Origin of the sequence: Streptomyces bobili (genome assembly GCF_002154575.1) — a bacterium.
Classification (GTDB): Bacteria; Actinomycetota; Actinomycetes; order Streptomycetales; family Streptomycetaceae; genus Streptomyces; species Streptomyces bobili.
Genome location: NZ_MUBA01000303.1, coordinates 1 through 24692, shown reverse-complemented (window position 1 = coordinate 24692; position 24692 = coordinate 1). Strand labels below are relative to the sequence as shown.

Below are 24692 nucleotides of genomic sequence, written 5' to 3'. Positions count from 1 at the left end.
TCCCGCTGCCGGCAGCGGGAGTACGCGCCGGGTGAACTCGTCGCCTCCTTCGGCAGCCAGACCGACGAGGTCTACCTCCTCGCGCACGGTCGGGTCGAGAAGGTCGGCACCGGTCCGTACGGCGACGACCAGGTCCTCGGAGTCCTCGCCGACGGCGCCTACCTCGGCGACCAGGCGCTGCTCGACCCGGACGCCATCTGGGAGTACACCGCCCGCGCGGTGACCGCCTGCACCGTGCTGATCCTGTCCCGCCAGGACTTCGAGCAGGTCGCCGAGCGCGCCGAATCACTGACCGAGCACCTCCAGGGTCTGCGCTCGATCCCCGAGCAGCAGACCAACCGCTACGGCGAGAAGGCCGTCGACCTGGCCGCGGGCCACGCCGGCGAGCCGGACATCCCGCACACCTTCGTGGACTACGACGCCCGTCCGCGCGAGTACGAACTGAGCATCGCCCAGACCGTCCTGCGCATCCACTCGCGCGTGGCCGACCTGTACAACCAGCCGATGAACCAGACCGAGCAGCAGCTGCGGCTGACGGTCGAGGCGTTGAAGGAGCGTCAGGAACACGAGCTGGTCAACAACCGCGATTTCGGCCTGCTCCACAACTGCGAGTACGACCAGCGGATCCAGCCGCACGACGGCGTCCCCGGCCCCGACGACCTGGACGAGCTGCTCAGCCGCCGCCGCGGCACCAAGATGCTCCTCGCCCACCCGCGCGCGATCGCCGCGATCGGCCGCGAACTCAACAGGCGGGGGCTCGTCCCCGAGACGATCGACGTCGCCGGCAACCGGATCCCCACCTGGCGGGGGGTTCCGATCTACCCGTGCAACAAGATCCCGGTGAGCGAGGCCCGCACCAGCTCGATCATCGCGCTGCGTCTCGGCCAGGAGGACCAGGGCGTCATCGGCCTGCGCCAGTCCGGCATCCCGGACGAGATCGAGCCGAGCCTGTCCGTGCGATTCATGGGCATCAACGAACAGGCCATCATCAAGTACCTGGTCACGGCCTACTACTCGGCGGCGGTGCTGGTCCCGGACGCGCTGGGCGTGCTGGAGAACGTCGAGATCGGCCGCTGGCAGTGACCTCGCCCGTGCGGACGCCGTGTCCCCGCCCATCCGGGCGGGTACACCCAGGGCGTACACGCCCGGTGGCCGCGCATCCGCCGCCGTACGCGGACCCGGCGAGGGGGACTCGATGACCGAGTACGTGACGGGGACCAGGCCGCACCCCGGTGAGGCGCGGGCCGGGGGACGGGGCATCCCGAGTCAGACCGACGGCGGCAGCGGCGACACCGGTGGCACCGGGGCCTTCGACGGGCATGAGGCGGCGGCGATCCTGGAGGAGACCCGGGGGACCGTCGATCCGGCTCTGCAGGCGGCGCTCGACTCGCTGCCCGGCTCCATGCGGCGGATCTCGCGTTACCACTTCGGCTGGGAGCACGCGGACGGCACACCGGCCGCCGGCAACGCGGGCAAGGCCATCCGGCCCGCGCTGGTGCTCGCCGCTGCCGCCGCGCTCGGCGGCCCGGCGGCCCGGACGGCGGCCCTCCCGGCGGCAGCCGCCGTCGAACTGATTCACAACTTCACGTTGTTGCACGACGACGTGATGGACCGGGACGCCACCCGTCGGCATCGCCCCACCGCCTGGACGGTGTTCGGCGACGCCGACGCCATCCTCGCCGGGGACGCCCTCCAGGCGCTCGCCCTGGGGATGCTCGCCGCCGACCCGCATCCGGCGTCCGCGGCGGCAGCGGCCAGGCTCGCGGACTGTGTGGTGGAGCTGTGCGCCGGCCAGCACTCGGACACGGCTATGGAGAAGCGGGGCCCGTCCGAGGTCACGCTCGACGAGGTGCTCGCGATGGCCGAGGCCAAGACGGGCGCGCTGCTCGGCTGCGCCTGCGCCCTGGGCGCGCTGTACGCGGGGGCGCCGGAGGACGACGTCGAGGCGCTGGACGCGTTCGGCCGCGAGGCCGGGCTCGCCTTCCAGCTCATCGACGACGTGATCGGCATATGGGGGGACCCGCGGCACACCGGCAAACCGGCCGGTGCCGACCTGGTCGCCCGCAAGAAGTCCCTGCCGGTGGTCGCCGCGCTCGGCTCCGGCACCCCGGCCGCCGCGGAACTGGCCGAGCTGTACGCGCTCCCCCACGAGCAGGGGGACGACGTGGAGCGCATGACGCTGGCCGTCGAGCGGGCGGGCGGCCGGGAGTGGGCCCAGGAGCAGGCCGCCGACCGCATGGCCCGTGCGATGTCCGAACTGGCCCGCGCCATCCCCGATCCCGAATCGGCGGGTGGCCTGCTGTCCCTCGCGGAGTTCGTGACGCGACGCAGTACCTGAGGAGTGGCTGCCGGACATGGCAGGCAGCCCCGCACCTCGAAAGTCCCCGGACCTCCGGGGCCGTGCGGCTCCTGACTCCGCACGGCCCCGAGTGGGACCGGCCCGGCGGGCCCCGCGCATCCCCACGGCGTGCGGGACCCGCCTCTTCGCGTTCGTGGAAGTCAGGTCCAGCGGATTCCCGCCAAGCGGAACCACCTCTCCCACTTGCCCCGATTCCTCGGAAAACCCGGTCAGCACCTTGCAATCACTACACTTGAAGTACTACAACTGGAGTTGTTCGAAACCAGCCTACGAAAAGAGACCGGCTTGCGAAAGCTCACCTACTACGTCGCCTGCTCCATCGACGGCTTCATCGGAGACCCCCAGGGCGACGCCTCGTCGATGTTCGCGTTCCTGGACGAGGAGTTCCTCGGCCACCTCGCCTCCACGTATCCCGACACCATCCCGGCCCAGGGCCGCGAGTCGATGGGCCTGAAGGACGTCGACAACCCGAACTTCGACAGCGTGATCCAGGGCCGGGGCAGCTATCAGCTCGCCCTCGACGCCGGCATCACCAGCCCCTACGGCCACCTGCGCGAGTTCGTCGCCTCCCGCACCCTCGGCGCCTCGCCCGACCCGAACGTCGAGGTCATCGACGGTGACCTGGTCGCCCGGGTCCGCCGGCTCAAGGCCGAGGACAGCAAGCTCGGCATCTGGCTCTGCGGCGGCTCGCGTATCGCAGGAGAACTGCTCGACGAGATCGACGAACTCGTCATCAAGACCTATCCGCAGGTCTACGGCACCGGCATGCCGATGTTCGGCGCGGACTTCTCGGTGACCGACTTCAGCCTGGAGTCCGTACGCACCTTCGCCAACGGAGTCCTCGTCCGTACCTACGCACGGAAGCGCTGACCGGCCTACCCTGAGGACATGGACAGGGAAAAGCACGTCTGTCCCGTCTGTGGGCAGACCGTGGACACGGTGGTCCGGCGCCACAAGACGCTGGGCGCATGGGTACCGCGCTGGGTCGCGGGCCCGTGCCACAACCCCGGCTGCGAGGCGTACGTCGAACCCGGCGGCGAACAGCACGGCCGTACCGAGCACTCCGAACAGCACGGTCACCCCGAACAGCACGGCCGCGCCGAGGCCCCGGAGCACGCCGACGAGCGCGGCGCCCCCGCGCCCCCGGCCTCCTGACGCCTGCCTGCCCCCTGCCCGGCTGCCTGCCGGGCCACCGGGCCACCGGGCCACCGGGCCAGCATGGTGCCCTGGCCGACCGGGGAGGGGTGGACATGACGGATGCCCGAGCACGTCGCCGTAAGGGCCGGCGGTGGGCCTTCGCCGTATGGGCGCTGACGGCTGTCGTCGGGGGCGGGCTGACGCTGTGGCTGCAGGACGCGGCCGAGCCGTCCCAGCCGCCCGCCTGGCACAGGGACGAAGGCCCCGCGCCGCTGCTGGAGATGGACGCGGACGACCACCGGGGATGCCCGACACCGACAGCCGCGACCGGCGACGCCGGCGTGACGGACGTCCAGTGCGTGCACGTCGAAGCCGTGACTCCCTAGGGCCGCGGCAGCCCGCCCGTCTCCGCGTCGCGGCCCGTCAGGCAGTACAGGCCGCCCGCCGGGTCGCGCAGCACCGTCCAGTGGGGGTGGGCGGCCACGAACCGTGCGCCGAGCCGCTCGTGCCGGGCACGCACCGCGTCGATGTCCGGGCCCGCCGCGAGGTCGAGGTGGGCCGAGACGGGACGCTCCTCGCCGAGGCGCTGGAGCAGGAGCCGTACGGGCAGTCCGGGCGGCGGCGCCACCACGTGGAACTCCGGCAGTGAGCCCGGCCGGGACGTCCAGTCGGGCAGGAGGCCGCTCCAGAAGGCGACTTCGGCGTCGTAGGCTGACGGCGGGATGTCGATGCTGACCTGGTCGAGGCGGCTGCCGGCCACCACGGGCGGGCGTACGGACTCGCCGTGCCAGGGCACCGCGCAGAACAACTGACCGGCGGGGGAACGCAGTACGGCCCACCCGTCGTGGTCGGCGACCGTGCGCGCGCCCGCGTCCAGCGCCGCCGCCACGAACCGCTCGACGTCCTCGACGCAGAAGTCCGGGTGCGAGCCGCCCGCGCCGTCGCCGACCGCCTGCACCTTCACGCAGGCGTCGGTCCCCTCCGGCAGCAGGGTGGCGAACTCGTCCTCGTCCCCGCGCGGTTCGGACACGGCCGTGTCCGTGACGGCGGCCCAGAAGGCGCAGGCCCGCGCGAAGTGCTCGGCGGGCCGGTCGACGAAGGCGTACGTCCAGCTGACGTGGGCAGGGGAAGGTTGGCTCATGCGGCGATCGTAGGCCGGGGAGGCCGCCGGCCCGCCCCGGTTTTCAGGCGCCCGCGGTGTCGTCCGAGCGCTCCATGAACCGCAGCAGGTTCCCCGCCGGATCCCTGAACGCGCAGTCCCGCACGCCGTACGGCTGGTTCATCGGCTCCTGGAGGACCTCGGCGCCGGCCTCGCGCACGCGCTCGTGCAGCGCGTCGCAGTCGGCCGTGGTGAAGATGACCCCGCGCAGCATGCCCTTGGCGAGCAGCCGGGCCATCAACTCCCGGTCGGCGGGGGAGGCGTCCGGGCTCGCGCCCGGCGGCTCCAGCACGATCTCCACGTCCGGCTGGAGCGGCGAGCCGACCGTCAGCCACCGCATCCCCTCGAACGAGACGTCGTTGCGGACCTCCAGGCCGAGGACGTCCCGGTAGAAGTACAGCGCCTTGTCGTGGTCGTCGACGGCCAGGAAACACTGGCGGAGCTTGAGATCCATGGCGATCACCCTACGTACGTCGGGGGCGCGTGTACGTCCGTGCGAAGCACGGCGGGATCACCGCGCCCGCCTCGTGCGAACGCGCCCGGTAGGCACTCGGCGTCTCGCCCACCAGTTCGGTGAACCGGGCGCTGAACGAACCGAGCGAGGTACAGCCGACCTCCATGCAGACCTCCGTGACCGTGAGGTCGCCGCGCCGCAGCAGGGCCTTGGCCCGCTCGATCCGGCGGGTCATGAGATAGCCGTACGGCGTCTCGCCGTAGGCCTCGCGGAAGCTGCGCTGGAAGTGGCCGGGGGACATCAGGGCCGTACGGGCGAGCGCGGCGATGTCGAGGCGCTCGGCGTACTCACGGTCCATCCGGTCACGCGCCTGCCGCAGCCGGACCAGGTCCTCCAGGGTCACAGGCCCAGCATCGCACGCGCGTCATCCGGCCGGGGACGGTCGCACGAGGCCGCGGTGCCCCGCCCCGGCATGCCGGAGGGGCCCGGTCGTGATGCCGACCGAGCCCCTCCGGAAAGTCCCTCGTCCCGCGGTGGTGCACCGACCGCCGGTGTCGGGAACGGCCCGGGTGTCAGGCCTTCTTCGTCTCCCAGAAGATCCTGTCGATCTCGGCGATGAGTTCCAGCGCCTTCTCGCCCGTCTTCGGGTCGGTCGACGCCTTCGCGGCCGACAGGGCCTTGAGGGTGTCGTTGACCAGCTGGTGCAGCTGGGGGTACTTCTCGAAGTGCGGGGGCTTGAAGTAGTCGCTCCACAGCACGGAAACGTGGTGCTTCGCGAGCTCGGCGCGCTGCTCCTTGATGACGGTGGCGCGCGCCTGGAAGTGCGCGTCGTCGTTGGCGGCCATCTTCTCCTGCACGGCCTTCACCGACTCCGCCTCGATGCGGGCCTGGGCCGGGTCGTACACACCGCAGGGCAGGTCGCAGTGCGCGCTGACCGTCACCTTGGGGGCAAACAGGCGGGAAAGCATGGAGCGTTCCTTCCTCGTGATCGTCTTCTCAGGTGGGACATTACTCCCTGAGGGAACGGTTTTCGCGAGTGCCCCCATGGGCTTAGGACAAAAGTCCGGGGTCAGACTGAGACTGGTGGAGGAACGGACCAGGGGAGGTGTCGGCGATGCCGGAGCCGTCGCAGGACGTCGAGCGAGGGAGGGCCGCCGTGCCGTTCGGACTGGCCGAGGTGACCGGCCCGTCCATGGTGCCCACGCTGCACCACGGCGATCAGCTGGTGGTGCGGTACGGGGCCAAGGTGCGGCCGGGGGACGTGATCGTGCTGCGACACCCCTTCCAGCAGGATCTGCTCGTCGTCAAACGGGCCGTGGAACGCCGCGAGGGCGGCTGGTGGGTGCTCGGGGACAACGCGTACGCGGGCGGTGACAGCACCGACTACGGCACCGTGCCCGACGAGCTGATCCTCGGGACGGTGCGGTTCCGCTACCGGCCCCGCAAGCGGGATCAGAGGTCGCCGCTGGCGGCGCTGCGCTGGGCGCTCTCCGCGGCCAGGCCCGTGCTGGCCGACCGGTCCGCCTCCAGGCGCTTGCGGGCGCGGTAGGCGGCCACGTTGGCGCGGGTGGCGCAGCGGTCGGAGCAGTAGCGCCGGGAGCGGTTCGTGGAGGTGTCCAGGTAGGCGTTTCGGCACGGGCTCGCCTCACACAGGCCGAGCCGGTCGACGCCGTACTCCGTCAGGTGGAAGGCCAGGCCCATCGCGGCGATGGCCGCGTAGCCGGCCGTCGCGTTGGACGGGTGGTCGGCGAGGTGCATGTGCCACAGCGGGCGGCCGTCGTCGTCGCGGTGGTCGTGCCCGGAGATCTGCGGGCTGACCGGGAACTCCAGCAGGAGCGAGTTCAGCAGGTCGACGGCGAGGGTCTCGTCGCCGCCGTCGGCCGCCTCGAAGACCGCCCGCAGGCGACCGCGGACCGAGCGGAACCGGGTGACGTCGGCGTCGGTGGCGCGGCGGCCCGCCGACGCGTTGTCGCCGAACAGGCCGCGGACGGCCTCGACCGAGGTCAGCGAGTCCTTGCCCCGGGCCGGTTCCTCGCTGTTGACGAGGCGGACGGCATAGTCCGAGTAATAGGCCAGTTCCACTTGTAGTCCTTACGGAGGGGCTCTATGGTCGTCGATGCGGTCGGGTAACGGCTGATCGTGCTTCCAGGGTATTACGCGGGCGGCGGAAGAGAGGGCTCCCATGACCACGACGAGCACCGGAACGGACTGGCAGGCCTGGCAGGAGAGCTGGGACCGGCAGCAGGAGTGGTACATGCCCGACCGGGAGGAACGCTTCCGGGTCATGCTCGACATGGTCGAGGCGCTCGTCGGCCCCACACCCCGCGTCCTCGACCTCGCCTGCGGCACCGGCACCATCACCGCCCGACTGCTCGCCCGTCTCCCCGGCGCCACCAGCACAGGCGTCGACCTCGACCCGGCGCTCCTCGCCATCGCCGGCGGCACCTTCGCGGGCGACGAGCGGGTCACCCTCGTGACCGCCGACCTCAAGGACCCCGACTGGCCGGCCGGGCTGCCGTACGACTCGTACGACGCCGTCCTGACCGCCACGGCCCTGCACTGGCTGCACAGCGAATCCCTCGCGGCCCTCTACGGTCAGGTCGCGGGGCTGGTCCGCGACGGCGGTGTCTTCATGAACGCGGACCACATGATCGACGACTCCACGCCCCGGATCAACGCGGCCGAACGCACACTGCGCCACGCCCGCATGGATCAGGCCAAAGCCGACGGCGTCCTCGACTGGGCCGAGTGGTGGCAACTCGCCGCCCAGGACCCGGTCCTCGCCGGTCCGACGGCCCGCCGCTTCGAGATCTACGGCGAGCACGCCGACGGCGACATGCCGTCCCCGTCCTGGCACGCGCGCGTGCTGCGCGAGAAGGGGTTCGGCGAGGCGCGGCCGGTGTGGTGCTCGCCCTCGGACACGCTGCTGCTGGCGCTGAAGTGACGCGAGGGGCGGTACGGAGAACTCCGTACCGCCCCTGCACCGTGCGTGGTGTCCGGTCAGAGGACCTTGGACAGGAACGCCTGCGTCCGCTCGTGCTGCGGGTTCGTCAGGACGTCGCGCGGGTTGCCGGCCTCGACGACCACACCGTCGTCCATGAAGACCAGGCTGTCGCCGACCTCGCGGGCGAAGCCCATCTCGTGCGTGACGACGACCATCGTCATGCCGGACTCGGCCAGGTCGCGCATGACGTCGAGGACGTCACCGACCAGCTCCGGGTCGAGCGCCGAGGTCGGCTCGTCGAACAGCATCAGCTTCGGGTCCATGGCCAGGGCGCGGGCGATCGCCACCCGCTGCTGCTGGCCGCCGGAGAGCTGCGAGGGGTAGTTCCCGGCCTTGTCGCCGAGGCCGACCCGCTCCAGCAGCTCCCTGGCCCGCTCCCTGGCCTGGCCCTTGTTCTGGCCCTTGACCTGGACCGGGGCCTCCATGACGTTCTCGATCGCGGTCATGTGCGGGAAGAGGTTGAACCGCTGGAACACCATGCCGATGTCCCGGCGCTTCACGGCGACCTCGCTGTCCTTCAGCTCGTACAGCTTGTCGCCCTTCTGGCGGTAGCCGACCAGCTCGCCGTCGACGTACAGACGGCCGGCGTTGATCTTCTCCAGGTGGTTGATGCACCTCAGGAAGGTCGACTTGCCGGAGCCGGACGGGCCGATCAGGCAGAACACCTCGCCCGAGTTCACCTGAAGGTCGATGCCCTTGAGGACCTCGACGGGGCCGAAGGACTTGTGCACGCCCTCGGCCTTCACCATGGGGTGGGAGGGCTGCGTCATGCCGATACTCCCTTCGGGCGGCGCGTGGGCAGGACGGCGGCCTTGATGCGCTGGAGCGGGGTCGGCGGCAGGCTGCGGCTCGAGCCGCGGGCGTAGTACCGCTCGACGTAGTACTGCCCGACGCTCAGGATCGAGGTCATGATCAGGTACCAGGCGGCGGCGAGGAAGTACATCTCCACCGTGGAGCCGGCGTTCTGACCGATGTCCTGGGCCTCTTTGAAGAGGTCGGCGAACTGCACCGCAGAGACGAGCGAGGTCGTCTTCAGCATGTTGATGACTTCGTTGCCCGTGGGCGGCACGATCACCCGCATGGCCTGCGGGATGACGATCCGTCGGAGCGTCTTGGTGTGGCTCATACCGAGCGCGTGCGACGCCTCGCTCTGCCCCTCGTCGACCGAGAGCAGACCGGCACGGCAGATCTCGGCCATGTAAGCGGCCTCGTTGAGGCCCAGGCCGAGGAGCGCCGTCAGCAGCGGCGTCATGAACGACGACCAGTAGTCCTTGTAGATCGGACCGAGGTTGATGTATTCGAAGACCAGGCCCAGGTTGAACCAGACGAACAGCTGGACCAGGACCGGGGTGCCGCGGAAGAACCAGATGTAGAACCACGCGATCGACGAGGTCACGGGGTTCTTCGACAGGCGCATCACGGCGAGCAGGACGCCGCCGAGGATGCCGATCACCATGGAGAGCACGGTGAGGAGCAGGGTGTTCCAGACGCCGTGGAGGATCCGGTCGTCGAAGAAGTAGTCCGGGATCGCGTCCCAGTTGATATTGCCTTGCGCGAAGGCGTAGACGACTGAGCCCAGCAGGGCCAGCGCGACGGCCGCCGAAACGTATCGCCCGGGGTGCCGGACCGGGATGGCCTTGATGGCCTCCGGCCCGGCGGGGGGCGTCGCGTCGGGACCGTCCGTCTTGTTGACGTCAACAGTCACGGGTGGAGCCTTTCAGAGCCGAGTCGAACGGTGGCGGGTCAGGAGCCGCCGTTGATCTTGGACTCGGTGATCGCGCCGTCGGCGACGCCCCACTTCTCGACGATCTTCTTGTACTCGCCGTTGTCGATGATCGCCTGGACGGCCGCCTGGAGCGCGTCACGCAGCTCGGTGTTGTCCTTGGCGACGGCGATTCCGTAGGGACCGGCCTCGACCTGGTCGCCGACGATCTCGAAGTACTTGCCGCCGCCCGCGTTCTTCACGGAGTAGGCGGCGATCGGGAAGTCGGCGGAGACGACGTCGGCGCCCTTGGAACGCATCCGGGTCTCGGCCTCGGGGTTGGTGGCGAAGTCCTCGATCTTGAGGGCCGCCTTGCCGTCCTTCTTGCACTTCGCCGCCTGGTCCTTGGCGAGGTCGTGGGAGAAGGTGTTGCGCTGCACGGCCATCGTCTTGCCGCAGAGGTCGTCCCAGGTCTTGATGCCCTGCGGGTCGCCCGCGTTGGTGTAGAGGGAGACACCGGCGGTGAAGTAGTCGACGAAGTCGACGCCCGCGCCGACCTTCTTGCCGGTGTCGCCGTCGATGCCTTCCTGGCGGTCCTTGGTGTCGGTCATGGCCGACATCGCGATGTCGTATCGCTTGGACGCCAGACCACCGATGAGCGTGTCGAACGTGGCGTTCTGGAACTCGAACTTCACGCCGAGCTGCTTGCCCATGGCGGCCGCGATGTCGGGGTCGATGCCGGCCGTGTTGCCGGAACTGTCCTTGAACTCGACCGGCGCGTACGCGATGTCGGAACCGACCTTGATGACGCCCTTGTCACGGATCGCCTTGGGCAGCTTGTCGGCCAGCGGGGCCGCACTCGTCGAGGCGGTGTCGGTGCTCCCCGAGTCCTTCTCCTTGGTCTGGTCACCACAGGCGGTGAGCAGCAGGGCGCCCGTGACCGCGAGGGTTCCGACCGCGGCGAGCCGGGTGCGCGCGGCGGTGGTACGGCGGATGGAGCGTGCGGTCATGGTGGGTGCCTCCGGCGGATGGAATGGAGATGCCGATGGGTCGACGAGAACACACACCATCGGGTGTCGCGACCTCGTGTGATGACGGCATCTTGCCATTCGGACTACGCCATTCAGGGGGCCAGCTATGTCAAAATCGGATAACGGGCGACACCCGAATCCCATCAGTCCGGTACATCACGACCGGACGGGGCCGCATCATCTGCGGGAATCCCTGCTTCCGGCCGGAAGATCTCCGGCTCATCTCGCCATGTGGATGAACACGCTCCGTCATGACCGTGGGCCTTAGGCCGTTGTCAAGGGTTTCCCCCCGACCCGTCCGGGCTTCACGCATGAGTCATCTCACTGCGGCATGACAGCGTCGGTGAGGTGTGGGAGTCCTGCAAACAGCGGCATGTGACCTTGCACCGAATGGACTCGTCGTCGGTGGTGTCCGTCCGGTAAGAAGGTTCTTTACACCCCTCACCCGGGGCTCAGGGCGCGTGTGCGGCGCGCCCGACGCGCAGGTGCCCGTACGTATCACCGCTGGGTCCTGCGCGGTGCCCGCCCACTTCTCAACCAGGAGTGGCCACCCTCATCGATAAAAGACCTAAGGGGTAAGACACAGTGGCAGCGGAGATCGTCAATCCTCGCAGCGAGAGCGAAGCGGACGGAACGGGCCAGGAGGGCGGTGCGGAGCCCCTCGACTCGTTCGACCCGGTGTTCGCGCTGCACCGGGGCGGAAAGATGGCCGTGCAGGCCACCGTTCCGATCCGCGACAAGGACGACCTGTCCCTCGCCTACACGCCCGGCGTCGCGCGGGTGTGCACCGCGATCGCGGAACAGCCGGACCTGGTGAACGACTACACGTGGAAGTCGTCCGTCGTCGCCGTCGTGACCGACGGTACGGCCGTTCTCGGCCTCGGGGACATCGGGCCGGAGGCCTCACTTCCGGTGATGGAAGGCAAGGCCATCCTCTTCAAGCAGTTCGGTGGGGTCGACGCGGTGCCGATCGCGCTCGCCTGCACGGACGTGGACGAGATCATCGAGACCGTGGTGCGCCTCGCCCCCTCGTTCGGCGGTGTGAACCTGGAAGACATCTCGGCGCCGCGGTGCTTCGAGATCGAGCGCCGGCTCCAGGAGCGCCTCGACATCCCCGTCTTCCACGACGACCAGCACGGTACGGCGATCGTGACGCTGGCGGCGCTGCGCAACGCGGCCCGGCTGAGCGGACGCTCGATCGCGGAACTGCGGGCCGTCATCTCGGGCGCCGGCGCGGCCGGTGTCGCCATCGCCAGGATGCTCGTCGAGGCCGGCATCGGAGACGTCGCGGTCAGTGACCGCAAGGGCGTCGTCTCCGCTGACCGCGAGGATCTGACGGACGTGAAGCGCGAGCTGGCCGGGTTCACCAACAAGGCCGGCCTCAGCGGCTCCCTCGAGTCCGCGCTGGCCGGCGCGGACGTCTTCATCGGCGTCTCCGGCGGTACGGTCCCGGAGGCCGCGGTCGCCTCCATGGCGAAGGGTGCCTTCGTGTTCGCGATGGCCAACCCCGAGCCGGAGATCCACCCCGAGGTCGCCCACAAGTACGCGGCGGTCGTCGCGACCGGGCGGTCGGACTTCCCCAACCAGATCAACAACGTGCTGGCGTTCCCGGGCATCTTCGCCGGTGCGCTCCAGGTGCGGGCGTCCCGGATCACCGAGGGCATGAAGCTGGCGGCGGCCGAGGCGCTCGCGGGTGTCGTGGGCGATGACCTCGCGGCGGACTACGTCATTCCCTCGCCGTTCGACGAGCGGGTCGCTCCGGCGGTCACCGCGGCGGTCGCCGCGGCGGCCCGTGCCGAAGGGGTCGCCCGTCGCTGACGTGCGGCAGAGACGGCCCCGCCGGTTGTATCTCCGGCGGGGCCGTTGTTTCTCCGGCGGGGCCGTTGTTTCTCCGGCGGGGCCGATTCTTTACCCGTCCATCCGTCCAGTCGAGTGGATCGGGGGCTGGGCCCCCTCCCTGTGGCTGGTGCGTACGCCCGCGGTGGGCCTTCCGAGCAGGGTGCGCGGCTCCTCCGCCCGATTCGGTGACCGCCGCTCACCCCTGTCGCGCGGTCGCGCAAGAGGGCATGTCTCACAGTGCCCTCCGGTTTCGCCGGGCGGCGGGTGACCTTATCGTCGGGGACATGTTCGCCGTCTACGCCGCACGAATCGACCGCGACCAGCCGCTCTCCGGACTGGAGTTGGGGGAGCGACCGGCCCCCGGCGCCCGTCCCGGCTGGAGCACCGTCACCGTCCGGGCCGCCTCCCTCAACCATCACGACCTCTGGTCCCTGAGGGGTGTCGGCCTCGCGGAGGACAAGCTGCCGATGATCCTCGGCTGTGACGCCGCGGGCGTCGACGAGGACGGCAACGAGGTCGTCCTGCACTCCGTCATCGGCCAGACCGGTCACGGGGTCGGTCCCCGCGAGCCCCGGTCCATCCTCACCGAGCGCTACCAGGGCACCTTCGCCGAGCAGGTCACCGTGCCGACGTGGAACATCCTGCCGAAGCCGAAGGAGCTGTCCTTCGAGGAGGCCGCCTGCCTGCCCACCGCCTGGCTGACGGCCTACCGCATGCTGTTCACCAACGCGGGGGTGCGGCCCGGCGACTCGGTGCTCGTGCAGGGCGCCGGAGGCGGTGTCGCCACGGCCGCGATCGTGCTCGGCAAGGCGGCGGGGCTGCGGGTCTTCGCGACCAGCCGGGACGAGGCCAAGCGGAAGCGGGCCCTGGAGCTGGGGGCCGTCGAGGCCGTCGAGCCGGGGGCGCGGCTGCCCCAGCGAGTGGACGCCGTCATCGAGACCGTGGGAGCCGCCACCTGGTCCCACTCGGTGAAGTCGCTGCGGCCCGGAGGCACGGTCGTCATCTCCGGCGCGACCAGCGGCGACCGTCCCTCCCACGCCGAACTGACCCGGATCTTCTTCCTCGAACTGAAGGTCGTCGGCTCCACCATGGGCACGAAGGACGAGCTGGAGGACCTGCTCGCCTTCTGCGCGGCGACCGGGGTCCGGCCCGTCATCGACGAGGTGCTGCCGCTGGACCGGGGCCGGGAGGGCTTCGAACGGCTCGCGTCCGGCGACCAGTTCGGCAAGATCGTCCTCACGAACTCCTGACGGGACTCCTGAGGGGGCTCTTGGCGGGGTCACGCATTTTTGGCGGGTTCACGAAGTACTCGAGTCGAGGCGGGTCCGGTCTCCGGGCCCGCCTTTCGCGTATCCCTGATGTCAACTGTGGTTGACATGCGTCGAGTGTCAACGTAAGTTGACATCATGACCGAAGCAACGGATCTCGCCGAGCGTGCGGGCGACCGTGATCCACGGATCGGACTGCGCGCGGTCGCCGCTCTGCGCAGGCTGCTGGAGCAGCTGGAGGCGGTGCAGGTGCGCAGTGCGCGACATCAGGGATGGTCGTGGCAGGAGATCGCCGCTGAACTCGGGGTCAGCAGGCAAGCCGTCCACAAGAAGCACGGGAGGCAGTGATGTTCGAGCGGTTCACGAAGGACGCCCGGGAGGTGGTGCGCGGCGCCGTCGCGTCCTGCCAGGAGGCGGGCGGGGGGACCGTGGGCCCCGAGCATCTGCTGCTCGCCCTGCTGGACCGCGAGGCGAGTCGCGGCTCCTTCGCGCTGGCCGCCCTCGGGCTTCCGGTGGAGAACAGACAGCCGGTCCGTGAGGCACTGGACGAGGCGCGCAGGCGTGCCGGGCTGTCCAGGGCGGACACCGATGCTCTGGCCGGCCTCGGTATCGATGTCACGGCGATCGTCTCCCGGATCGAGGAGGCGCACGGGGTCGGCGCTATGTCCGGCGACCGGCCGGACAGGGGGCGGCGGTCGGGCCGCCCAGCCTTCGGACGGGACGCGAAGTCCGTCCTGGAGACGTCCCTGCGCATCGCCCTGGCCCACCGCGACCGGTACATCGGCGACGAGCACCTCCTGCTCGCGCTGACCGCCCGTCCGGGCCCGCCCGCCGAAGTCCTCGCCGACCACGGCGTCACCCACACCTCCCTGACCCGCGTCCTGTACTCCGAGGGAGAGGCCCGAGCGGGCTGAGACACGAGCGGGCTGAGACGGCTCCGGGCGTCTCGGCTCAGTCGCTGCCCGTGCGCAGGATCACCCCGATGTGGGCCGCCGCCGTCGACAGATGGCGACGGGCCTCTCGGAGCTGGTCGGCGGTGACTCCGTGGTCGCGGGCCGCGTCGCGGATGTCGTCGCGGAAGCGGTCCAGGAGCCTGTCCAGGTCGCGGGCCGGGTCGTCGCCGGGCGCCTCGTGGGCCCAGGACGGCTCCATGCCCGCTGGGAAGTCCGCCGGGGTCTCGGTGTAGACCGGGCCCTTGGTGGCGGGACCCGCGGCCCGCGCCGACCCCTCGGGCGCCGCGGCCCGCGCCGACCCCTCGGGCGCCTCGGCCCGCGCCGACCCCTCGGGCGCCTCGGCCCCCGCTGGGCTCTCGGGCGCCTCTGGCCGCTCCGGGCTCTCGGCGCCGCCCCGGCCGAAGCCGAAGTCCTTGCCGAAGACCCTGCCCCGGTCCTTGCCGAAGTCCTTGCCGAAGTCCTTTCCGAACTCGCCGAACTCCTTGGCCAGTTCGGTCAGGCCCTCGCGGACGCCCGTCGGCCAGTCACCCCGCGTGAAGTGGTCCTGGACCTGCTCCTGAACCCGTCGCGCTATGCGCTGGACCTCCTCCTGCGCATGGGCCACGGCCCGGTCCTGGGCCTCCTTGGCCTGGCGGCGGGCCCGCTCGGCCTCCTCGCGGGCCCGGCGGCTCTCGTCCTTGGCGCGGCGGGCCTGCTCCTTCCACTCCTGCTTGACGCGCCGCATCTCCTCCTTGGCGACCCGCCACGACTCCTTGTCGCCGTACTCCCCGTGCTCCCCTGTGCCGGGACCGGTGGCAGGGCCCGTGCCGGCACCCGCACCGGCACCCGGGCCGTTACGGGCCTCGGAGGCAGCCGCCCGCATCTCGCGGCGCAGGTCGCCCGCCGCGCCGCGCACATCGGCTCTGATTTCCGCGGCCAGTTCGGCGACCGACTCGCGGATCTCCAGCTCCAGGTCGGCGAGTTCACCCCTGCGGTCGGCCAGCTCGGCCCGCCCCGCGTCGGTGATGGCGTACACCTTGCGGCCACCCTCGCTGGTGTGGGTGACCAGGCCCTCGGTCTCCAGCTTCGCGAGCCGGGGGTACACGGTGCCCGCCGAGGGCGCGTACAGCCCTTGGAAGCGTTCCTCCAGGAGGCGGATCACCTCGTAGCCATGGCGCGGGGCCTCGTCCAGGAGCTTCAGCAGGTAGAGGCGCAGGCGGCCGTGGGCGAAGACGGGAGGCATGTCAGAGCACCTTCTTGTCGGTCGTGCCGGCGTCCGGGCCGGGCGCGGAACCGTCCCCGGCGGAACCGTCCCCGGACGGGGAATTGTCTCTCGGACCGGCGGGCTCGCCGGCCGGGGCGGCCCCCGCCTCCCACGGCCCGTCCTCCAGCGGAGGCCGGCGCAGCAGGGCGATGGAGCCGGAGACCGTCGTGGCCTTGAGGCTGCCGCTGCCCGTGCCGAGACGGCCGGTGATCCGCTTGGAGCCCCAGTGGCCACTGACCCGGAGATCCTCGAAGGCGTTGGAGACCGAGCCGCTCGCGGTGTTCGCCTCCACCTGCGCGTCGGCCGGGTGGGGCAGCCGGATGGCGATCTCGCCCGAGACGCTGGTCAGGCTGATGTCGGTGGGACGGCCCGCCGGGTCGAGGTCGACGATCATCGAGCCGCTCACCGAGTCGGCCTTCACGGAGGAGCCCGCCTCGACGACGGTCAGGTCCCCGGAGACGGAGTTGAAGCGCAGGTCGCCGGTGAGGGCCTGCGCCTCCACGTTCCCCGAGACGGTGTCCGTGCGGACCGGGCCCGTGAGGCGGACCAACGTCGTGTCGCCGGAGACTCCCTTCACCTCGGCGCGCCCGTCGAGGCCGGAGACCACCGCGGCGGCGCTCACGACACCCACCTCCACGCGGGTGCCGGCCGGGACGGCGAGCGAGACAACGGCACTGCGCCGCCAGCCCTTGCGGTCGAGCCACTTGAGGAAGCCCTTCCAGGGCAGGTCCTCGTACGCCACCGTCAGGGCCCCGTCCCGGTGGGTAACCACGAGGGGCGGTCCCTCGATCCGGGAGACCTCCAGGCGGGCGGAACCCTCGTCGGTGCCGACCACGTTGACCGTCCCGTCGACGATGCGGACATGCAGCTCGCTCACCGGCTCGTCGAAGGAGAGTTTCCTCGGTTCGGCGACGGACCACTCGGACATGGTGATGACCTCCTCGACGAGACGACACGCCATATCGCGTCTCCTGAAAAACACGATATATCGCGGATCTCGGAAGTCAAGACACCCTTTCCGGTGAACGGTCCGCACCACGGGGTCTCACCGGTCACCACCGGGCACGGAAAAGGGGCGCCCTCAGGCGCCCCCACAAGCCGGCGGACCTACGCGTGACGGTCACGCGCGACACGTCAGGCGCGACACGTCACGCGCCACACCTCACACGCCATCAATCGTCCTCGTCCTCGTCGTCCAGCCGGGCCAGCCACGTCGCCAGCCGCTCCACCGGGACCTCGAAGTCCGGGTTCAGGTCGACGAACGTCCGCAGCTGCTCGGCGAGCCACTCGAAGGTGACCTCCTCCGCGCCGCGCCTCTTCTCCAGCTCTTCGATGCCACGGTCCGTGAAGTACATGAGTCAAGGATAAGTGGGCACGAACGGCAGGGCCGCACCCCCTGGAAGGGGTGCGGCCCTGCCGCTGTCCGATGGTGCCGAGGGCGCCTACGCCTCGAACACCTCACGCACCAGCTGCTCCTGCTCGGCCTGGTGGCGCTTGGCCGAGCCGACCGCCGGGGACGAGCCGTGCGGCCGCGAGATGCGGCGCAGACGCTCGCCGTGCGGCACCTCCGCGCCGACGGCGAGGTCCAGGTGGTCGATCAGGTTCAGGGCGATGAACGGCCAGGCGCCCTGGTTGGCCGGCTCCTCCTGGGCCCACAGGTACTTCGCGGCGTTCGGGTACTTGGCGATCTCCGCCTGGAGCTCGGCACCCGGCAGTGGGTACAGGCGCTCGATGCGGATGATCGCCGTGTCCGTGGAGCCACGCTTCTGACGCTCGGCCTCCAGGTCGTAGTAGACCTTGCCGGCGCAGAAGACGACCTTCTTGACGGCGGCCGGGTCGACCGACGCGTCGCCGATGACGGGGCGGAACTGGCCCGTCGTGAACTCCTCCGCCTTCGACGCCGCCGCCTTGAGACGCAGCATCGACTTCGGGGTGAAGACGACCAGCGGCTTGTGGTGCGGGTTGTGCACCTGCCACCGCAGGAGGTGGAAGTAGTTCGACGGCAGCGTGGGCATCGCGACCGTCATGTTGTTCTGGGCGCAGAGCTGGAGGAAGCGCTCGACGCGGGCCGAGGAGTGGTCCGGGCCCTGGCCCTCGTAGCCGTGCGGCAGGAGCAGGGTGACGCCGGACGTCTGGCCCCACTTCTGCTCCGCCGCCGAGATGTACTCGTCGACGATCGTCTGCGCGCCGTTGACGAAGTCGCCGAACTGCGCCTCCCACAGCACGAGCGCGTCGGGGCGGGCCAGCGAGTAGCCGTACTCGAAGCCCATGACCGCGTACTCGGACAGCAGGGAGTTGTAGACGTTGTAGCGCGCCTGCTCCTCGGCGAGGTACTGCAGCGGGGTGTGCTCCTCGCCCGTCTCACGGTCGATGAGGACCGCGTGACGCTGGCCGAAGGTGCCCCGCTGGGAGTCCTGGCCGGAGAGGCGGACGGGGGTGCCCTCCAGGAGGAGCGAGCCGACCGCGAGGGTCTCGCCCATGCCCCAGTCGATGGTGCCGTCCTCGACCATCGACGCCCGGCGCTGCAACTGCGGCAGCAGACGCGGGTGTACGTGGAAGTAGTCGGGGATGTTGACCTGCGACTCGGCGATCCGCTTGACGACCTCCGCGGAGACCGCGGTGTTCACGGCGACCGGGAACTCGGCCTGCGGGTCCGACACCGGTCCCGCGCTCGGCTGGGCGGTGACGGCCTCGCGGACCTCCGTGAAGACCTTCTCCAGCTGGCCCTGGTAGTCCTGGAGCGCCTGCTCGGCCTCTTCCAGGGTGATGTCGCCGCGACCGATGAGGGACTCGGTGTAGAGCTTGCGCACCGAGCGCTTCTTGTCGATCAGGTCGTACATCAGCGGCTGGGTGAAGGCCGGGTTGTCCGACTCGTTGTGACCGCGGCGGCGGTAGCAGATGAGGTCGATCACCACGTCCTTGTTGAACGCCTGGCGGAACTCGAAGGCCAGCCGCGCGACGCGGACCACGGCCTCCGGGTCGTCGCCGTTCACGTGGAAGATCGGGGCCTCGATCATGCGGGCCACGTCCGTGGCGTACATCGAGGAGCGCGAGGACTCGGGAGCCGCCGTGAAGCCGACCTGGTTGTTGATGACGATGTGGACCGTGCCGCCGGTGCGGTAGCCGCGCAGCTGCGACATGTTCAGGGTCTCGGCCACCACGCCCTGGCCCGCGAAGGCCGCGTCGCCGTGCAGGGCGACGGGGAGGACCGTGAAGTCCGTGCCGCCCTTGTTGATGATGTCCTGCTTGGCGCGGGCGATGCCCTCGATGACCGGGTCGACCGTCTCCAGGTGGGAGGGGTTCGCGGCCAGCGAGACCTTGATCTGCTCGCCGTCCAGGCCGGTGAAGGTGCCCTCGGCGCCCAGGTGGTACTTGACGTCGCCGGAGCCGTGCATCGACTTCGGGTCGAGGTTGCCCTCGAACTCGCGGAAGATCTGCGCGTACGACTTGCCGACGATGTTCGCCAGGACGTTCAGCCGGCCGCGGTGGGCCATGCCGATGACGACCTCGTCGAGGCGGGACTCGGCGGCCGAGTCCAGCACCGCGTCGAGCAGCGGGATGACGGACTCGCCGCCCTCCAGGGAGAACCGCTTCTGGCCGACGTACTTCGTCTGCAGGAAGGTCTCGAAGGCCTCCGCCGCGTTCAGCCGGCGCAGGATGCGCAGCTGCTCCTCGCGCTCCGGCTTGGTGTGCGAGCGCTCGATGCGGTCCTGGATCCAGCGGCGCTGCTTCGGGTCCTGGATGTGCATGAACTCGACGCCGGTGGTGCGGCAGTACGAGTCACGCAGCACGCCGAGGATGTCGCGCAGCTTCATCAGGGACTTGCCGGCGAAGCCGCCGACGGCGAACTCGCGCTCCAGGTCCCAGAGCGTCAGGCCGTGCTCGGTGATGTCCAGGTCGGGGTGCTTGCGCTGGCGGTACTCCAGCGGGTCGGTGTCGGCCATGACGTGGCCGCGGACCCGGTAGGAGTGGATCAGCTCGAAGACGCGGGCGGCCTTGGTGACGTCGTCGTCGTGGCTGGCGTCGATGTCCTTGAGCCAGCGGACCGGCTCGTAGGGGATGCGCAGCGCCTCGAAGATCTCGTCGTAGAAGCCCTGCTCGCCGAGGAGGAAGTTCGCGACGACACGCAGGAACTCGCCGGACGCGGCGCCCTGGATGACCCGGTGGTCGTAGGTCGACGTGAGCGTCATGACCTTCGAGATGCCGAGCTTGTTCAGGGTGTCCTGGCTGGTGCCCTGGAACTCCGCCGGGTAGTCCATCGAGCCGACGCCCATGATGACCGACTGGGCGGGCATCAGACGCGGAACGGAGTGGACGGTGCCGAGGCCGCCGGGGTTGGTCAGCGAGACCGTGACGCCGGTGAAGTCGTCCATCGTCAGCTTGCCGTCGCGGGCGCGGCGGACGATGTCCTCGTAGGCCTGCCAGAACTCGAAGAAGTTCAGCGTCTCGGCCTTCTTGATGCCGGCGACGACGAGCTGGCGGTCGCCGTTGGGCTTCACCAGGTCGATGGCCAGGCCGAAGTTGACGTGCGGCGGCTTGACGAGGGTGGGCTTCCCGTCCTTCTCCGCGTAGTGCCAGTTCATCGACGGCATGGCCTTGATGGCCTGCACCATCGCGAAGCCGATCAGGTGCGTGAAGGAGATCTTCCCGCCCCGGGCCCGCTTGAGGTGGTTGTTGATGACGATGCGGTTGTCGAACAGAAGCTTCACCGGGACCGCGCGCACGGACGTGGCCGTGGGGACCTCGATGGAGGCGTTCATGTTCTTGGCGACCGCGGCGGACGGGCCGCGCAGCGTCACGTACTCGGGGCCCTCGGCAGGGGCGGTCGGCTCGGCCTTGGCAGCGGCCGGCTTGGTGGCCGGGGCCGCGGCCTTGGCGGGAGCCGGTGCGGCTGCCGCGGGCTTCGGGGCGACCGGCGCCGGCGCGGGAGCCGGTGCGGCGGGCGCGGCCTGAGCCGGAGCAGCCGGTGCGGCGGGCGTCGCCGGCGCGGCGGGAGCCGCGGGCGTGGTGGTGGTCGCTGCGGCCCCCGCGGCCGCAGTACCCGCCGGAGCCGAAGGCGCGGCAGCGCCCGGCTTGTAGTCGGCGAAGAAGTCCCACCAGGCACGGTCTACCGAATTCGGGTCCTGGAGGTACTGCTGATAGATCTCGTCGACGAGCCACTCGTTCGGTCCGAACGCGGCCGCGGGATTCTTGCCCGTTCGGTCTGCGTCGGTCGAGATGCTCGATGCGTTACTGGGGGACTGTGGCGACACGGCGGCAACCGCCCTCTTCCGCTTCACAAGGTGATGGACAGCGGGAATAAAGGCTACGCCTCCCGGAGGGTGAAGGTCAGGCCGGGCCACCGCATCGTCGTGTAAGTCACATCGGAAGGGCTGTTTCGGGGGTGGAAATGGCGGGAAACAAACGCGGTTGCGCTGTGAGCGGGATGCATTGAAGCAGGTCGCGCACGCTCAGCGTGCGGACCTGGGCCGACCTCGGTCGGTGGGCTGCCTGATCACACGTGTCCGACTGGGTGAACGTCCGTGGATCTTGTGGCTCCGCTTCGAACTTTACGTCAACTTGGGACGGGAGACTCTCCCGGAAGAGTGATAAGAATCCGGCAACCCCGCTCGGATTCGGCCACTCCGATCCGGCCTCCGTGCAGATCGACCGCCCAGCGGGCGATCGCCAGTCCCAGACCCGTGCCGCCGTCGCTGCCGGGGCCGTGCGGCCGGCGGACGACTCCCCGGTTGAACCGCTCGAAGACCCGGTGCCACTCCGAACGTGGAATGCCCGGACCCTCGTCCAGGACCTCCAGCTCCAGCGACTCCGGCAGCGGCCCGCGCCGCGCCCTGACCGTCACCCGTCCGTGCGGCGGACTGTGCTTGACCGCGTTGTCTATGAGGTTCGCGACGACCTGGTGGATGCGCTCCGGGTCCGCGTGCGCGGTCAGCTCCGGAGGGGTCACGTCCAGGTGCAGATGGACGTCGGTGCGGGTGTGGCTGCCGCCCGAGCCCATCGAGGCGCGCGCCGAGGCCACCATGTTGGCCTCCTTGAGCACCCCGGACAGATACGGCCACACCTCGAAACGCCGCCTGCGCAGCGGTACGACGCCGTTGTCGAGGCGGGACAGGTCCAGCAGGGTCTCCACGAGCCTGCCCAGCCGCTCGGTCTGTTTCAGTGCCGTCCGCATGGTCTCGGGGTCGGCCTCGCAGATCCCGTCGACCACGTTCTCCAGGACGGCGCGCAGACCCGCGATGGGGGTGCGCAGCTCGTGCGAGACGTTGGCCACCAGCTCCTTGCGCTGACGGTCCTGGGCCTCCAGCTCGTCCGCCATGACGTTGATCGTCTGGGCCAGGTCGCCCAGCTCGTCGCGGCGGTTCTCGCTGACCCGGCGGGTGTAGTCGCCGTGCGAGATGGACCGGGCCACGGTGTTCATCTCGTCCAGCGGGGAGGTCAGCGAGTGCGCCACGAACTGGGTGATCAACAGGGTGGCGATCATCGAGAAGACGGTGATGAAGCGCAGCTCGGTCTCGGTGCGCATGGCGATCATCATCAGCCCGGTGGTGATCAGCACCGAGATGACGACCAGCGCCCCCAGCTTGGTCTTGATCGAGAACGGGCGTACACCGCCCCAGGGCTGCCCGGGGCTTCTCGGTCCGTCCGGCCCGCGGCTCATGGCGTCGGGGTCTCCAGCGCGTAGCCCACCCCGTGCACCGTGCGGATCCGCTCGGCTCCGATCTTCCGCCGCAGCGCCTTGATGTGGCTGTCGACGGTGCGGGTGCCCGAGGCGTCCGCCCAGTCCCACACCTCCGCCAGCAGCTGCTCGCGCGAGAGCACCGCGCGCGGGGTGTTCGCCAGGCACACCAGCAGGTCGAACTCGGTGGGCGTCAGATGCACGTCGTCCGAGCGGACCCGGACGCGGCGCTGCGCGTGGTCGATCTCCAGCTCGCCGAGCCGCAGTATCCCGCTGCGCGGCGTCGAGGCCGCGATCGCGGCGCGCTCCACGCGGCGCAGCAGGACGTGCACGCGCGCGGCCAGTTCCCGCATCGAGAACGGCTTGGTCATGTAGTCGTCGGCGCCCACGCCGAGGCCGACCAGCATGTCGGTCTCGTCGTCGCGCGCGGTGAGCATCAGCACCGGCACCGGGCGGGCGGCCTGCACGCGACGGCAGACCTCCAGACCGTCGAAGCCGGGCAGCATGATGTCGAGGATCAGCAGATCGGGCTGCCAGGCCTCCGCGGTGTCGACGGCCGCCGGGCCGTCACCCGCCGTTTGCACGAGGAATCCCTCGGCACGCAGGCGGGCCGCGATGGCGTCGACGATCGTGGGGTCGTCCTCGACCACCAGAACCCGCCGCTGTGCACCGGGTGTCGCCGTCGCCGTGCCGTTGTGCGCGGTGTGTGTCTGCTCCATCGCCCGCCCCTGAAGTGTGCTTTCCGGAACCAGTGGGGTGATTCCTTTTCTGCGCATGACTGCGGTTGACGCCTTAAGCATCTGCGTCAGGGCAGCAGCGTACGGGGAGTCACCGCGGCTTTGCTATCCAGGTCGGACGGCGAGGTGCACGACGTCCGGCACGCCTCGGGCAACCGGGATCTCTTCGGTACGCACCTGTTGGAACCCGGCATTCCCCAAGGTTCCCTCGAATTTGGGAGACGGCTGGGCGGACCATACCGCGAGGACCCCGCCGGGCCTCAACAGCCGGGCGCAGCTTGCCAGTCCGGCCGGTGAGTACAGCCCGTCGTTGCCCTCCGTGACGGTCCAGGCGGGCCCGTTGTCGATGTCGAGACACAGCGCGTCGAACGTGTCGGAAGTCTCATTGACGTAGTCGATCAGATCCGCCTCCACGATCGCGGTGCGTGGATCGGCGAGCGCGGGGCGGGAGATGGCGGCGAGCGGGCCGTCGAGGTGCCAGTCGATGACGGCGCGTTCGCGCTCGACGACCGTGACGCGGCCCCAGCGGGGGTCGGCGGCGGCGTGTGCGAGCGAGAATCCGACGCCCAGGCCGCCGATCAGCACGTGCGGTGCGGGGCGGCCGTCCAGCGCGGTGAGCGCGGCGTCCACCAGCAGGCGTTCCGAGCGGCCGTCGGAGGTGTCCATCAGGAAACAGCCGTTGGCGATGATCTGGAGCAGCCCCCCGTGCCGGCGCAGGACGACCTCGCCGTAGGGGCCCTCACGACGGTCCAGGACTTCGGGGGTGTCGTAGGAGACGGGCATCGGACCATCATCGCATCGGGCCTGACGGCTTGTTGAGGAAATTCGGGGGAGCGGCGTTCGAACGGGGGCGACCTGGGCAGGCGCGGTTGAGGTCCGTGGGTACGGCCGGGAGCTGAGAGGTTGCTGTGAATCGACTGTCGCGTGGCGTGGGTCACAGACAGCGGCGTCGCCGGAGGCGAAGGGTGGAGGGGAACGGAAGGAGCGCCCCACAGTGCGACGCACGCTGACCGGTACGGCGGCATCCGGCCCGACCGGCTCGCCCCCGCCCCTTCCCGACGTCCGCGGCCTCCTGGACGGCGTCCCCCGCCAACGTGCAGCGGGCCCCGGCCCGAAGAGCCCGTCAGGAC

At 70.3% G+C, this 24692-nt stretch carries 26 protein-coding genes; 11 read left to right on the top strand and 15 right to left on the bottom strand.

Annotation, left to right across the window (positions count from 1 at the left end):
• From BZL64_RS23800 to BZL64_RS23780, 5 genes are all read left to right on the top strand, one after another.
• Nucleotides 1-1083 (top strand): family 2B encapsulin nanocompartment shell protein (locus tag BZL64_RS23800; protein WP_086771233.1); only part of this gene is annotated, 1083 nt, incomplete at its 5' end.
• 112 nt (nt 1084-1195) lie between these two features.
• Nucleotides 1196-2338, top strand: a complete 1143-nt coding sequence (locus tag BZL64_RS23795) for a family 2 encapsulin nanocompartment cargo protein polyprenyl transferase (RefSeq protein WP_086771232.1) — start codon at nt 1196-1198, stop codon at nt 2336-2338.
• Between the two features lie 306 nt (nt 2339-2644).
• Complete coding sequence (locus tag BZL64_RS23790) at nt 2645-3229, top strand: dihydrofolate reductase family protein (RefSeq protein WP_086771231.1); 585 nt, start codon at nt 2645-2647, stop codon at nt 3227-3229.
• Nucleotides 3230-3247: 18 nt separating this feature from the next.
• Nucleotides 3248-3514 carry a hypothetical protein gene (locus BZL64_RS23785; protein WP_086771230.1) on the top strand — a complete coding sequence of 89 codons (267 nt, stop codon included), beginning with the start codon at nt 3248-3250 and terminating at the stop codon, nt 3512-3514.
• A 95-nt stretch (nt 3515-3609) separates the two neighbouring features.
• The gene (locus tag BZL64_RS23780; protein WP_086771229.1) at nt 3610-3882 is read left to right on the top strand and encodes a hypothetical protein; all 273 of its coding nucleotides are present in this window, start codon (nt 3610-3612) and stop codon (nt 3880-3882) included.
• On the opposite strand, the gene BZL64_RS23775 is transcribed toward BZL64_RS23780, so the two are convergent.
• From BZL64_RS23775 to sodN, 4 genes are all read right to left on the bottom strand, one after another.
• Nucleotides 3879-4637 (bottom strand): VOC family protein, encoded by a 759-nt coding sequence (locus tag BZL64_RS23775; RefSeq protein WP_086771228.1) that lies wholly within the window; start codon nt 4635-4637, stop codon nt 3879-3881. The genes BZL64_RS23780 and BZL64_RS23775 overlap by 4 nt on opposite strands.
• 43 nt (nt 4638-4680) lie before the next feature.
• Nucleotides 4681-5109, bottom strand: a complete 429-nt coding sequence (locus BZL64_RS23770; protein WP_086771235.1) for a VOC family protein — start codon at nt 5107-5109, stop codon at nt 4681-4683.
• 10 nt (nt 5110-5119) lie between these two features.
• The gene (locus BZL64_RS23765) at nt 5120-5512 is read right to left on the bottom strand and encodes a helix-turn-helix transcriptional regulator (protein ID WP_086771227.1); all 393 of its coding nucleotides are present in this window, start codon (nt 5510-5512) and stop codon (nt 5120-5122) included.
• A gap of 169 nt (nt 5513-5681) precedes the next feature.
• Entirely contained in the window at nt 5682-6077 is a 396-nt protein-coding gene (gene sodN / locus BZL64_RS23760) for a superoxide dismutase, Ni (RefSeq protein WP_086771226.1), read from the bottom strand.
• Nucleotides 6078-6223: 146 nt separating this feature from the next.
• Between sodN and sodX the strand changes: the two genes are divergently transcribed.
• Complete coding sequence (sodX, locus tag BZL64_RS23755; protein ID WP_086771225.1) at nt 6224-6658, top strand: nickel-type superoxide dismutase maturation protease; 435 nt, start codon at nt 6224-6226, stop codon at nt 6656-6658.
• Here the strand turns inward: sodX and BZL64_RS23750 are convergent.
• Nucleotides 6562-7191: a CGNR zinc finger domain-containing protein gene (locus BZL64_RS23750; protein WP_086771224.1), complete on the bottom strand. Its 630-nt coding sequence runs from the start codon at nt 7189-7191 to the stop codon at nt 6562-6564. The genes sodX and BZL64_RS23750 overlap by 97 nt on opposite strands.
• A 100-nt stretch (nt 7192-7291) precedes the next feature.
• Between BZL64_RS23750 and BZL64_RS23745 the strand changes: the two genes are divergently transcribed.
• Nucleotides 7292-8053, top strand: coding sequence for a class I SAM-dependent methyltransferase (locus BZL64_RS23745; RefSeq protein ID WP_086771223.1), 762 nt, complete (start codon nt 7292-7294; stop codon nt 8051-8053).
• 56 nt (nt 8054-8109) lie between these two features.
• On the opposite strand, the gene BZL64_RS23740 is transcribed toward BZL64_RS23745, so the two are convergent.
• The 3 genes from BZL64_RS23740 to BZL64_RS23730 are packed head-to-tail and all read right to left on the bottom strand — an operon-like array spanning nt 8110 to nt 10825.
• Complete coding sequence (locus tag BZL64_RS23740) at nt 8110-8883, bottom strand: amino acid ABC transporter ATP-binding protein (RefSeq protein WP_279634609.1); 774 nt, start codon at nt 8881-8883, stop codon at nt 8110-8112.
• A complete protein-coding gene (locus BZL64_RS23735; protein WP_086771222.1) occupies nt 8880-9818 on the bottom strand; it encodes an amino acid ABC transporter permease in 939 nt (312 codons plus the stop codon). Before BZL64_RS23735 ends, BZL64_RS23740 begins: the two co-directional genes overlap by 4 nt.
• Nucleotides 9819-9856: 38 nt before the next feature.
• The gene (locus tag BZL64_RS23730) at nt 9857-10825 is read right to left on the bottom strand and encodes an ABC transporter substrate-binding protein (RefSeq protein WP_086771221.1); all 969 of its coding nucleotides are present in this window, start codon (nt 10823-10825) and stop codon (nt 9857-9859) included.
• Nucleotides 10826-11431: 606 nt separating this feature from the next.
• On the opposite strand from BZL64_RS23730, the gene BZL64_RS23720 reads away from it, so the two are divergent.
• The 4 genes from BZL64_RS23720 (at nt 11432) to BZL64_RS23705 (ending at nt 14867) form a co-directional block, all read left to right on the top strand.
• On the top strand, nt 11432-12664 hold the full coding sequence (locus BZL64_RS23720; RefSeq protein WP_086771220.1) for an NAD(P)-dependent malic enzyme: 1233 nt from the start codon (nt 11432-11434) through the stop codon (nt 12662-12664).
• 305 nt (nt 12665-12969) lie between these two features.
• Nucleotides 12970-13935 (top strand): zinc-binding dehydrogenase, encoded by a 966-nt coding sequence (locus BZL64_RS23715; RefSeq protein ID WP_086771219.1) that lies wholly within the window; start codon nt 12970-12972, stop codon nt 13933-13935.
• A 156-nt stretch (nt 13936-14091) separates the two neighbouring features.
• A complete protein-coding gene (locus BZL64_RS23710; RefSeq protein ID WP_086771218.1) occupies nt 14092-14301 on the top strand; it encodes a helix-turn-helix domain-containing protein in 210 nt (69 codons plus the stop codon).
• Nucleotides 14301-14867: a Clp protease N-terminal domain-containing protein gene (locus tag BZL64_RS23705; protein ID WP_086771217.1), complete on the top strand. Its 567-nt coding sequence runs from the start codon at nt 14301-14303 to the stop codon at nt 14865-14867. The genes BZL64_RS23710 and BZL64_RS23705 overlap by 1 nt, the downstream gene beginning before the upstream one ends.
• A gap of 37 nt (nt 14868-14904) precedes the next feature.
• Here the strand turns inward: BZL64_RS23705 and BZL64_RS23700 are convergent, their stop codons facing one another.
• The 7 genes from BZL64_RS23700 to BZL64_RS23670 form a co-directional block, all read right to left on the bottom strand.
• Entirely contained in the window at nt 14905-16128 is a 1224-nt protein-coding gene (locus BZL64_RS23700) for a PadR family transcriptional regulator (protein ID WP_086771216.1), read from the bottom strand.
• Between the two features lies 1 nt (nt 16129).
• The gene (locus tag BZL64_RS23695; RefSeq protein ID WP_158101553.1) at nt 16130-17077 is read right to left on the bottom strand and encodes a DUF4097 family beta strand repeat-containing protein; all 948 of its coding nucleotides are present in this window, start codon (nt 17075-17077) and stop codon (nt 16130-16132) included.
• A gap of 244 nt (nt 17078-17321) precedes the next feature.
• Nucleotides 17322-17504 (bottom strand): DUF6104 family protein, encoded by a 183-nt coding sequence (locus tag BZL64_RS23690; RefSeq protein WP_086771214.1) that lies wholly within the window; start codon nt 17502-17504, stop codon nt 17322-17324.
• A gap of 87 nt (nt 17505-17591) precedes the next feature.
• On the bottom strand, nt 17592-21401 hold the full coding sequence (locus BZL64_RS23685; protein ID WP_086771213.1) for a multifunctional oxoglutarate decarboxylase/oxoglutarate dehydrogenase thiamine pyrophosphate-binding subunit/dihydrolipoyllysine-residue succinyltransferase subunit: 3810 nt from the start codon (nt 21399-21401) through the stop codon (nt 17592-17594).
• A 302-nt stretch (nt 21402-21703) separates the two neighbouring features.
• On the bottom strand, nt 21704-22807 hold the full coding sequence (locus BZL64_RS23680; protein WP_086771212.1) for a sensor histidine kinase: 1104 nt from the start codon (nt 22805-22807) through the stop codon (nt 21704-21706).
• The gene (locus BZL64_RS23675; protein ID WP_073491368.1) at nt 22804-23544 is read right to left on the bottom strand and encodes a response regulator transcription factor; all 741 of its coding nucleotides are present in this window, start codon (nt 23542-23544) and stop codon (nt 22804-22806) included. The genes BZL64_RS23680 and BZL64_RS23675 overlap by 4 nt, the downstream gene beginning before the upstream one ends.
• 123 nt (nt 23545-23667) lie before the next feature.
• A complete protein-coding gene (locus tag BZL64_RS23670) occupies nt 23668-24345 on the bottom strand; it encodes a spermidine synthase family protein (protein WP_086771211.1) in 678 nt (225 codons plus the stop codon).
• Nucleotides 24346-24692: the final 347 nt, after the last annotated feature.